Genomic DNA, 9,111 nt, shown 5'->3' on the forward strand with positions numbered 1-9,111 from the left:
CTTCCGCCGATGTGACATCCCGGCTCCGGACGTCCCGTCCGGTAGCTTTAGCCCCTGGAGTTTTGCTTCGCAGTATTTTATGCTCCTGGAGTTTAACCTAGAGTTACTTGGAGTTTCCCGGTTCCGGACGTCCCGTCCGGCTGCCCCACCAAGAAAATTTACTTCGTCTTACTCGGCCGCACCTCTACTTTACTGGGCAGGGTCCGGGCGGGCATCCGGAGGAGATCGACGACGAGTTGGCCGATGTCTTCCGGTTGGATTTTCCAATCGTCTTCGGCGCTGGGCGTGTGTCCGTTGAAGTGGGTGGCGACGCTGCCGGGCATGATGGTCGAAACCTTGACGCCGTGGTCGCGCACGTCGAGCATCACCGCCTGGGTAAAGCCGACGAGGCCGAACTTGGAGGCGTTGTAGGCCGAGCCCTTGGCGAAGAAATTGGTGCCGGCCAGGCTGGAGATGGTGATGAGGTAACCTTCGTTGCGAATGAGCTCGGGGAGGCTGGCCTGGACGGTGTGGAAAACCCCGGTGAGGTTGATGTCGATGGTCTCCTGCCAGTCTTCGGCGCTGAGGTCCTGGATGGCGGCAAAGTGCCCGACGCCGGCGTTGGCAATGACGATATCGACTCCACCGAAGGCTTCGACGCCGGCGGCGATGGCCCGGCGCTGGCTGGCGGCATCGCGCACGTCGGCCTCTACGCCCAGGGCTTTGCCGGAGTGGCCGCCGGCGTTGAGTTTGTCGGCAGCGGCTTCGGCGGCGGCGGCCGAACGGCTGGTGATGATGGCGTTGCCGCCGGACTGCAGGATGGCCTCAGCGACGCCGTATCCGATGCCTTTGGTGCCGCCGGTGATGTAGGCAGTATGGTAAGCTAGATTCATGGGGCGGTAACGCACGGGGAGGCAACTGGGTTTTACCGCAGCACTTTTCCCCTCCTTATTATATGGATGGCGCGGCCGCAGGTGCTCCCCCCCTGCCCCCCGAAGGGGGGAGTCAGGACAAGGAGCAAGGCGAGGCTCCGGCAGGGTGGGGGAGACCAGGGAAAGCCGTCCAGGCCCCAGCCGGCCCCGACCTCCATCGCTATTTGCATGGACCTGGCGGGCACCTGCGGCCGCGCCCGGCATGATTTACTGCGCAGCAAAAAAAAGATGTGACCTTTTGCGCACCCTTACGTCGGAACGGACGAATGAATTTTGGTGTGTCTAGTAAATACCATTGCGCCAGCCGCTCCGGAAATCTCCGGGGCGGCTGGCTTTTTTTTGCGCCCGGGCCCCGGTGGAGGTCTCTGCGGAAAAAGGCGGAAGGTAACTAGTATAATAACTACGGGCAGCTTACCTTTGCGGCTCAATTGGGGAAGACCCAAAAAATGCCAGGTATGAAACTGACCATGCGCCTACTGTTTTTGTTGATTTTCGGCCTGACCACCACCGGCGTTTTTGCCAGCGGCGAACAGCCCGAACCTACGGAGCAAGACAGCGGTGCCCACGGTGAAGAAGCCACCTACGACCCGGTGACGACCATCATGGGGCACATCTCCGACGCCAACGAATTCCACCTGTGGGGCCACGTTTCCATTCCCCTGCCCATTATCCTGTACGCGCCCGACCAGGGCTTTACCTTTGGCCTGAGCAGCATGTTTCACCACGGCGAGACGGCCGTTGATGGCTACGTCCTGAACCACGGCCGGGTCAACCGCGTGGTCGACCGGTCTTTCCCCACGGGCCACGTCGACCTGGGCGAGCACGCCGTACACATGTCTTCCCACGAAGTGGATGGCAAGGAGCGCGACCTGGGTTTGCTTTCCTACAATGGCCAGGAGTACGAACTGGAGCAACCATCCACCCTCGACGGTGGCCTGGTAGGCGGTGGCATCACCAGCTTCTACGATTTCAGCATTACCAAGAACGTCTTCACCATGCTGCTGGCGGCTTTCCTGCTGGTGTTGGTGTGGGGCAGCGTACGGCGCTCTTACGAAAAGAACGAAGGCAAAGCCCCCAGTGGCCTGCAGAGCCTGCTGGAGCCTCTCTTTGTGTTCATCCGCGATGAGGTTACCCGCCCCATGATTGGCGAAAAGCACTACGAGCGCTTCCAGCCCTTCATCATGTCTTTGTTCTTCTTCATTCTTTTCTGCAATCTTTTCGGGCTCATCCCCATCTTCCCCGGCAGTGCCAACGTTACGGGCAACATTGCCGTGACGCTGTGCCTGGCCTTCCTGGTGTTTCTGGTGACCAACCTGAACGGCAACCGCCACTACTGGGGCCACATCTTTGCCATGCCGGGCGTACCGAAGTGGGTACTCATCATCCTCACGCCGGTAGAATTGCTGGGCCTGATCATTAAGCCTTTCTCTTTGATGATTCGTCTTTTCGCCAACATTGCGGCGGGGCACATCATCATCCTGAGCCTCATCGGCCTGATTTTCCTCTTCGGCAACAACGGGGAAAGCGTGGCAGGCGCGGGCATGGGCGCGGTTGTTGGCACGGCCTTCACGGCCTTCATGAACCTGATTGAGTTGCTGGTGGCCTTCCTGCAGGCGTTCATCTTCTCCATTCTGGCGGCCAGCTACATCGGCGCGGCGGTGGAAGACCACGAACACCACGGGCACGAGCACCACGACGAAGAGGAGGCCCACGGCTACGCAGCCGCCGTGAAACACCAACACTAAAAAATAAACTTGGCCTGGTTGGCTTTTCCGTCCGCTGGCCCTTGACGAATAATCTCTTTTTTCATCGCTTAAATTCCATCATAATGGGAGCTATTGGAGCAGGTATCGCGGCACTCGGTGCCGGTATTGGTGTAGGAATGATTGGCGCGAAGTCCACTGAGGCTATCGCCCGCCAGCCCGAAGCCGCCGGTGACATCCGTACCGCCATGATCATCACCGCCGCCCTCGTAGAGGGTGCCGCACTGTTCGCCATCGTAGTCGGCCTCATCGCCGGTTAATGCGTGGCGGGCTTTGATCCGCGATACAACCACAACGGCACCGAACCCGCACCGCGCTTGGCGGCGGTTTCGGTGCCAATTTTTAGCTTTTTTGGGCCTGGCCGGGGGTAATCCGTTTTCCTGCCCGGGCTTTTAGCGACAGAAATTCAAGATCCATGTACTCTATCCTCCTCGCTGATTTCAATGTGCTTAAGCCCGATCCCGGACTGCTGTTCTGGACGCTGGTGGTTTTTGCCTTCGTTTATTTCTTCGTGGGCCGTGCGGCCTTCAAGCCCATCCAGAAGGCATTGAAGAAGCGCGACACCGAAATCCAGGAATCCATTGATGAGGCCAAGCGCGTCCAGGCCCAGATGGCCCAGATGAAGGACGACAACGCCCGCCTGCTGGCCGAAGCCCGCGAGCAAAGCACCCGCATCATCGCCGAAGCCGAAGCCTACGCCAAAAAGCGCCGCGAAGAAGCCGTCGAAGAAGCCAAAGAAGCCGCCCGCAAAGTATCGGCCGATGCCCAGCGGGACATCGCCAACCTGCGCGACTCCGCCATGGCCGACCTGAAAAAAGAAGTCGGTGCAATGGCCCTGGATATCGCCGAGAAGGTCGTCCGCAAAGAGCTCAAGAGCGACGCCAGCCAGACCGCGCTGGTCAAAGAACTGGTGAACAACCTCAACTAAGCCACCATGACCAACCACAGTGTAGCCCAACGCTACGCAAAATCCTTGCTGGATTTGGCCGTAGAACAAAAGCAACTCGACGTTGTAAAAGCCGACGTCGATGCCCTGCTGGAAATGTCGGGCAGCCGCGAACTGCGTCTCCTGCTGGATAGCCCCGTAGTGAACGCCACCAGGAAGCGGGCCATCATGGAAGAAATCCTTACCAAAGCCGGTGCCAACGACCTGACGAAGTCTTTCGTAAAAGTGCTCATCACCAAAGGCCGCGAAGGCGACCTGGTAGGCATCCTCGGGGGCTTCAACGACCAGTACAAGCACCTGAAAAAGATCACCACGGTGAAGGTCACCAGCGCCGTGGCTTTGGGCCAGGACGCGCTCGCATCCATCAAGCAGCAACTCATTGCGGCTGGCAAGACGGAGGCCAGCATCGACCTGAAGACGGCGATCGACCCCAGCATCCTGGGGGGATTCATCCTGGAATTTGACGGTAAAGTGTACGACGCCAGCGTGGTACACCAGCTCAACAAATACCGGAAGGAGCTCGCCTAGCCTTCTCCCGCGGCTCCGGGGGCAAACGCTTGCGTGCCGTTTCCCCTGGCCCCTTATCATTCATTCTCGCAAGCAACTTAATAAAGTATAGCAATCATGGCTGGAATTAAGCCCGACGAAATCAGCGGAATCATCAAGTCGCAGCTCAGCGGCCTCACCAACGCTACCGAACTGGAAGAATACGGTACGGTACTGCAAGTTGGTGACGGTATTGCCCGCGTTTTCGGCCTCGAAAACGCCCAGGCCGGCGAACTGGTCAACTTCGAAAACGGCACGGAAGCCATCGTACTGAACCTGGAAGAAGACAACGTGGGGGTAGTACTCATGGGTACTTCCAAAGGCATTCAGGAAGGCAGCCGCGTTTCCCGCACGGGCCGGATCGCCAGCATCCAGGTGGGTGAAGGCGTCGTTGGCCGCGTAGTCAACGCCCTCGGCCAGCCAATCGACGGTAAAGGCCCCATCTCCGGCACCACGTACGAGATGCCTCTGGAGCGCAAGGCCCCCGGTGTTATTTTCCGCCAGCCCGTTACTGAGCCCCTCCAGACGGGCATCAAGGCCATCGACGCCATGATCCCCATCGGCCGCGGCCAGCGCGAGCTCATCATTGGTGACCGCCAGACGGGTAAGTCGGCCATCGCCATCGATACCATCCTCAACCAAAAGGAATTTTACGACCGCGGCGAGCCCGTGTACTGCATCTACGTAGCCTGTGGCCAGAAGGCTTCTACGGTGGCGCAGATTGCCAAGATTTTGGAAGACAACGGTGCCATGGCCTACTCCGTCATCGTCGCCGCCGGTGCCGCCGAGCCCGCGCCACTCCAGTTCTACGCTCCCTTCGCCGGCGCCGCCATCGGCGAATTCTTCCGCGATACGGGCCGCCCCGCCCTCATTATTTACGATGACCTTTCCAAGCAGGCCGTAGCCTACCGCGAAGTATCGCTGCTGCTCCGCCGTCCTCCAGGACGCGAAGCTTACCCCGGTGACGTTTTCTACCTCCACAGCCGCTTGCTCGAGCGCGCCGCCAAGGTGATCAACGACGACAAGATTGCCCAGTCGATGAACGACCTGCCCGAGAGCCTCAAAAAGGCTGGCATCGTCAAAGGTGGTGGCTCCCTGACGGCCCTGCCCATCATCGAAACCCAGGCCGGTGACGTTTCTGCCTACATCCCCACCAACGTAATCTCCATTACCGACGGGCAGATCTTCCTCACCTCCAAGCTCTTCAACAACGGCATCCGCCCGGCCATCGACGTAGGTATTTCGGTATCCCGCGTAGGCGGTTCGGCCCAGACCAAGCCGATGAAAAAGGTTTCCGGTACGCTGAAGCTCGACCAGGCTTCTTACCGCGAACTCGAAGCCTTCGCCAAGTTCGGTTCTGACCTCGACGCCGCTACGCAGAACATCCTGGAAAAAGGTAAGCGCAACGTGGAGATGCTCAAGCAGCCACAGTACTCTCCCGTACCGGTAGAAAAGCAGGTGGCCATCATCCACCTCGGTACCAACAACCGGATGCAGGAAGTACCCGTCAGCCGCATCAAGGAATTCGAAGCCCTCTTCCTCAGCGAAGTGGAGCGGCAGTTGCCCGAAGTACTGGAGAACTTCCGCGCCAAGAAGTTCGAAGGCGAGGACCTGGCCAAGCTCGACCGCCTGGCCGCCGAGCTGACTCCCCAGTTCAAATAATATCCCGCGGGCCGGGCGGCGTGGGTACTCCATTGAGGCCCGCGCCGCCCGCCTCCCCACGGATGCCCCTTTTTACAACATTACATTTCCAGTAGCATGGCTAATCTTAAGGAAGTACGGGAACGGATCGGATCGGTACAAAATACCCGGCAGATCACTTCAGCGATGAAGATGGTATCGGCTGCCAAAATGTCCCGTGCCGCCCAGCGCATCACCGAGATGCGGCCCTACGCCCTCAAGCTCAACGAGATGCTCACCAACATCCTCTCCAACCTGGAGGGCGATGCATCCACGAGCTTCAACCAGGTGCGGCCCGTCGGCAAAGCCTGTATGGTGGTGGTAACCTCCAGCCGCGGCCTGGCCGGTGCCTTCAACACCAACGTCATCAAGGCGGCCGTACAGGCCATCGAAGAAGACCTCAAAGGCGCTGCTTCCCTCGACATCATCTGCATCGGCAAGAAAGGCGCGGAGTACTTCCGCCGCAACTACGGCAAACGCCCCGGCGTGACGATCAACGTAGAGTACCAGGAACTTTTCCAGGACCTCTCCTTCGACAATACCAAGCAGGTTCCGGAACTGATCATGAACCGCTTCGCCGCTGGTGTGTACGACCGCGTGTACGTGGCCTACTCCCTGTTCAAGAACGCTGCCGTGCAGTTTGCCCGCGCCGAGCAGTTCCTGCCTGTGGAAGACAAGCAGGCCGACAAGGAAAAGAAGAAAACCAAGGCCGACTACATCTTCGAGCCCAGCAAAGAGGTGTTGCTCAAGGAGCTCGTCCCGACCATCCTCAAGACCACCTTCCAGTCGTACCTGCTCGACACCAACGCTTCCGAGCACGGTGCGCGCATGACGGCCATGGACAAGGCCACGGAGAACGCCTCCGAACTGCTCAAAGAACTCAAGATCAGCTACAACAAGGCCCGGCAGGAAGCCATCACCACCGAGATCCTCGAGATCGTTTCGGGTGCGGCGGCGCTGGAGGCTGGTTAGAAACAGTTGCAAGTATTGTCGAAAGGCCCGTCTCCATTGTGGGGGCGGGCCTTTTGCGTAGGGCGAATCTTTTAAAGGGCGCGGCCGCAGGTGCATGGAAGGGTGGGGGAGCAATGAAAGGCTCCGACCGCTGGGGGGAGAACCTGACGAACTGGGTAAAAATAGCCACTTTAGGGTAGGCTGTCTTATGTAATGGTTTTAACCCCTACGCGCTTTGGGGCCTGGATCGCCTAGGTTGAGACCCTCTGGGTCGATCCAGCTATGGACAATAGCGTATTCTCCTGCGACCCAGAGGGGTTCGACCTGGTAAACGCTCGAGCCACCATCGGTTGATCTGGGATTGAGCCCATGCCCAATGCCTGTTTAGCCTTCCCCCGCTCCTCCGTCCTGACTGGGGCCGTCTAAAAAGTCTACTAGGGGGGCATTCTGGTACAAAATACGAAAAAGTAGTATTTTGAGGCTGTTCCCATCCCCGTAGCCGATGAGCACAAAAAGAGCAGTTTTCAAGCCTGACCTCCAGAACCAAGGCTTGCTATTCCCTCCACATCTTGCCGACATGGTACCGCCTCATCATAAGGCGCGGCTGATCAGCCAGATTATAGATGGGATGAACATTGATTCGATCCTAAGCACCTATTTAGGAGGTGGCAGTAGCGCGTACTCTCCTCGGATGCTGCTTAAGGTGTTGGTTTATGCCTATTCTGATCGGGTGTACTCATCTCGTTCGATTGAGAAGGCTTGCTATGAGAACGTGTGCTACATGTGGCTAAGTGGGATGTCCACTCCCGATCACAATACGATCAATAACTTTCGCAAGCACCGCATGGGTGGCCGGGTAAAGGAAGTGTTTGCCCACGTTTTGTTGACTTTACATGAACAAGGCTATGTCAAGCTGGATGATTACTTTTTAGATGGCACTATACTGGAGTCAGTAGCTGGCCGGTACACCTTCGTTTGGAAGTCAAACGTTGAGCGTTACAAGAAGTCGGTGCTAGACCAGATAGGGATGATCGTTTCTCAGATTGACGCTTTATGTGAAAAAGCGGATAAAGAGGATGAGCAAGCTGCCGATGGGGATGATCAAGGGGACAAACTCAGCGACAGTGCAGCAGTCCAAGAAACGATTGATCGACTCAACAAAGCCTTAGAAAGTCAGTCCCCCAGCACCAAGGAGGAAGCCAAAGAGGTCAAAAAGGCAAAGACAAAACTGAAAAACCTGGAGAGCAAGTCCTTGCCCAAACTCCAGGAATATGAGCGCCAGCAAGAATTACTGGGAGATCGGTCGTCTTACTCTAAAACGGATCATGGTGCTACGTTCATGAGGCCCAAAGACGACCACTTGGGCAACGGGGAGCTAAAACCCGGCTACAATGCTCAAGTGGGAACGGAAAACCACTTTGTTGTAAACTGGACAATGCACCAGACGCCTTCTGATGCGGCCTGCCTCATTCCTCATCTTGAAGACACCGAATCGATCTTAAGCCAAATCGGATTGAACTTGCCCAAGGCCATTACAGCCGATGCGGGGTATGGCAACGAAGAGGCCTATCGCTATTGTGAGGGCAAGGAGATAGAAGCCTACCTCAAATACCCGGGCTATTACAAGGAAGAGCAAGGAGTACTTAAAGCGCCATTTGCGCCAAGCCAGTTATACTATAACGAAGAGCAAAATGTGCTGATATGCCCCATGGGTCAGCATATGACGTATTGTGGAGAGGGAGAGGAGAAAACAGCAAGTGGGTATATCCGTGAAACAAGTAAGTACAAAGCCGTCAATTGCATAGGCTGCCCCTTGCGCGGGATGTGTCATAAACAAGACGGCAACCGAGTGGTAACCATTAGCCACAAAGGTCAAAGCTATCGCCAGCAAGCCCGAGCTCGTCTGAGCACGAAAGAGGGTAGAGCAAAGTGCCTGCGCCGTAACGCAGAAGTCGAGGGCTTCTTTGGCAACTTGAAGGCCAATCTGGGAAGACGTCGGTTTACACTAAAGGGACTTACGGGGGTTAACATTGAGATGGGCCTCCTTTCGATAGCCACAAATCTTCGTCGATTACATAAATTATCGATTGAGCAAGGGCGTAGTCTGCTTACTCCGGTCGTACAAAGGGCCCAAATGACCTAAAACGGCCCAAAAATCCGTCTAGACGGCATTTTTAACTCCCTGAAGGCCCACCCAGCATGTGGGGAGGCCCAAAAAAGGAACACATATTTTTTCTTAAATGTGTCAGAACGCAACCAGCACAGCCACCGTGGCGCACCCCACAGCTTTGGGGCTGACTTTTTAGACGGCCCC

Annotated in this window: 8 protein-coding genes; 7 read left to right on the forward strand and 1 reads right to left on the reverse strand. The window is 57.1% G+C overall.

The genetic code is table 11. The features are described from left to right. Nucleotides 1–158 precede the first annotated feature (158 nt). A complete protein-coding gene (locus H9S92_RS03405) occupies nt 159–872 on the reverse strand; it encodes an SDR family oxidoreductase (RefSeq protein WP_187465314.1) in 714 nt (237 codons plus the stop codon). A 494-nt stretch (nt 873–1,366) separates the two neighbouring features. Between H9S92_RS03405 and atpB the strand changes: the two genes are divergently transcribed. The 7 genes from atpB (at nt 1,367) to H9S92_RS03440 (ending at nt 8,940) form a co-directional block, all read left to right on the forward strand. Further along, complete coding sequence (atpB, locus tag H9S92_RS03410; RefSeq protein ID WP_187465315.1) at nt 1,367–2,656, forward strand: F0F1 ATP synthase subunit A; 1,290 nt, start codon at nt 1,367–1,369, stop codon at nt 2,654–2,656. 83 nt (nt 2,657–2,739) lie between these two features. Next, nucleotides 2,740–2,934 (forward strand): ATP synthase F0 subunit C, encoded by a 195-nt coding sequence (gene atpE / locus H9S92_RS03415; protein ID WP_187465316.1) that lies wholly within the window; start codon nt 2,740–2,742, stop codon nt 2,932–2,934. A gap of 155 nt (nt 2,935–3,089) precedes the next feature. Then, entirely contained in the window at nt 3,090–3,602 is a 513-nt protein-coding gene (gene atpF, locus H9S92_RS03420) for a F0F1 ATP synthase subunit B (RefSeq protein ID WP_222935957.1), read from the forward strand. A 6-nt stretch (nt 3,603–3,608) separates the two neighbouring features. Continuing rightward, complete coding sequence (gene atpH, locus H9S92_RS03425; RefSeq protein WP_187465317.1) at nt 3,609–4,148, forward strand: ATP synthase F1 subunit delta; 540 nt, start codon at nt 3,609–3,611, stop codon at nt 4,146–4,148. 96 nt (nt 4,149–4,244) lie between these two features. After that, nucleotides 4,245–5,828 (forward strand): F0F1 ATP synthase subunit alpha, encoded by a 1,584-nt coding sequence (gene atpA / locus H9S92_RS03430; protein WP_187465318.1) that lies wholly within the window; start codon nt 4,245–4,247, stop codon nt 5,826–5,828. Between the two features lie 96 nt (nt 5,829–5,924). Continuing rightward, nucleotides 5,925–6,818: an ATP synthase F1 subunit gamma gene (atpG, locus tag H9S92_RS03435; protein WP_187465319.1), complete on the forward strand. Its 894-nt coding sequence runs from the start codon at nt 5,925–5,927 to the stop codon at nt 6,816–6,818. Between the two features lie 481 nt (nt 6,819–7,299). Next, entirely contained in the window at nt 7,300–8,940 is a 1,641-nt protein-coding gene (locus tag H9S92_RS03440) for an IS1182 family transposase (protein WP_187464761.1), read from the forward strand. Nucleotides 8,941–9,111 lie beyond the last annotated feature (171 nt).

This window comes from Neolewinella lacunae, assembly GCF_014349155.1.
GTDB lineage: Bacteria > Bacteroidota > Bacteroidia > Chitinophagales > Saprospiraceae > Neolewinella > Neolewinella lacunae.

Excerpts from the sequence above, each read along its gene's own strand:
- H9S92_RS03405 (WP_187465314.1), bottom strand. The coding sequence starts at position 872 with ATGAATCTAGCTTACCATACTGCCTACATCACCGGCGGCACCAAAGGC.
- atpB (WP_187465315.1), top strand. The coding sequence starts at position 1,367 with ATGAAACTGACCATGCGCCTACTGTTTTTGTTGATTTTCGGCCTGACC.
- atpE (WP_187465316.1), top strand. The coding sequence starts at position 2,740 with ATGGGAGCTATTGGAGCAGGTATCGCGGCACTCGGTGCCGGTATTGGT.
- atpF (WP_222935957.1), top strand. The coding sequence starts at position 3,090 with ATGTACTCTATCCTCCTCGCTGATTTCAATGTGCTTAAGCCCGATCCC.
- atpH (WP_187465317.1), top strand. The coding sequence starts at position 3,609 with ATGACCAACCACAGTGTAGCCCAACGCTACGCAAAATCCTTGCTGGAT.
- atpA (WP_187465318.1), top strand. The coding sequence starts at position 4,245 with ATGGCTGGAATTAAGCCCGACGAAATCAGCGGAATCATCAAGTCGCAG.
- atpG (WP_187465319.1), top strand. The coding sequence starts at position 5,925 with ATGGCTAATCTTAAGGAAGTACGGGAACGGATCGGATCGGTACAAAAT.
- H9S92_RS03440 (WP_187464761.1), top strand. The coding sequence starts at position 7,300 with ATGAGCACAAAAAGAGCAGTTTTCAAGCCTGACCTCCAGAACCAAGGC.